This window comes from Microcystis sp. M53598_WE2 (assembly GCF_030067735.1).
GTDB classification, from domain to species: Bacteria; Cyanobacteriota; Cyanobacteriia; order Cyanobacteriales; family Microcystaceae; genus Microcystis; species Microcystis aeruginosa.
Genome location: NZ_JASJFE010000976.1, coordinates 1 through 1,538, shown reverse-complemented (window position 1 = coordinate 1,538; position 1,538 = coordinate 1). Strand labels below are relative to the sequence as shown.

At 40.8% G+C, this 1,538-nt stretch carries 1 protein-coding gene; it reads right to left on the bottom strand.

Annotated features, from left to right (window positions below):
• The coding region (locus PX636_RS19970) for a glycerol-3-phosphate acyltransferase (protein ID WP_288118472.1) at window positions 1–1,538 on the bottom strand (1,538 nt) is incomplete at both ends.

Sequence of the window (1,538 nt, the reverse complement as noted above, 5' to 3'; positions counted from 1 at the left end):
TGGTTTGGTAAACTTTGCCCCTTTGGTCAGGAATTCTAAGCTTTCTGGAGGTAATCCCATGCGACGGAAAATTGTTCCTAACAAAGAAGCATTAAAATAGGCTCTTTGATAGTGTAAAGTCGCTGTTTCATTGAAGTCCAAATCGAGAGCTTTTTTGTCTAAAACTAACTGGAAAATATCTCCCCAAACTCCACAGGTTAAAGGACGATTAATTGACCAAGGTAAAGGACGAATCACCCCGGGGATAACTTCAGCCGCAATTTTTCTTGTCCAAATTGGCTGTAAATTAGTGATAGGACGGCACTGTAATAACCATAATTTTCGTCCGTCATGAGTCCATTCTATATCTTGGGGAATGCCATGATCAAGGTTTTCTAATTGCCGACAAAGATTAGCTACCTGTTGAATAATAGCCGGGGGAATATCTCCCGCTCCGATGATGATATTTTCTTCTAAATTAACTCGATAACTTTCGGGGGTAATTCTTCCCGATACAACTCTGGTGGCATCTCCAGGTAAAGCTTCAATAACTACATCTAAACTGAGAGGATTAATCGGATCGCGACTGAAGGCAACTCCCGAAAAAACTCCTCGAATTTGTTCTTGGATTAACACAGCCATGGCTGTGTTTTCTTGACCTCGATCGAGTCGATAATTAACAGCATTAGGACTATTATAGGAGGTTTGGCAACTTAAAATCGCCGCCGCTAAATTTTCTCGATCAACAACGTTAAGAATTGTAGTATATTGTCCCGCAGATGATGCGGTTTCACTATCTTCTCCAATAGCGGAAGATCGCACGACTAAGGGATGATTAATATCAGGATGAAGAGATTCTATTAACGGTTGTGGATCATCTCCTGGTGGTAAAATCCAACCCCTAGGAATGGGATAACCGGCACGCTTAAGATCGGCTAAAGTGGCGGCCTTTTGTCCCACTTTTGAAGCTGCCAGATTGTCATCAAGGGTTCGGATCGATCGATCTCCACGAAAAAAACGAAACATAGTTTTTGATTCATTATTAACACTTGCTTCTGGTAAGTCTAAATCATCGGGGATTTTTTGAAAAATTGCCCCTAATAAACAGGCTAAAGCAATGGCAGTTATAATATAACCTGAATCGTGGGGACGGCGCAAGGTGAGAATTAAAGCTAATAAAAATAATCCTACCAATCTACCCGTAGATTTTTCTCGAAAAATAGTAAAGCTAATCCCACTAATGATTGAGGTGAGAAAAACAGCGACAAAATCGTGAACGATTAATCCCCAGAAAACATTAGTAGTTCCCGCACCTTTTCCTAACCAATAGCGCCCCATGACTAAGGCAATTAAAGCTAATAATTCCCAAGAAGAGCCGGTGGGAAAAAATAAACGGGTTAGGAAAATAACGATAATTCCCTTGGCTGCTTCCGAAATTACCGCCAAAATTCCCACCAATTTACCCCCATGGTAAAAAGCGGCAGTTACACCGATATTACCAGTACCTAATTGGGATAATTTACGTCCAGTTACGAGATAATTTATCCAATCGATCAGAG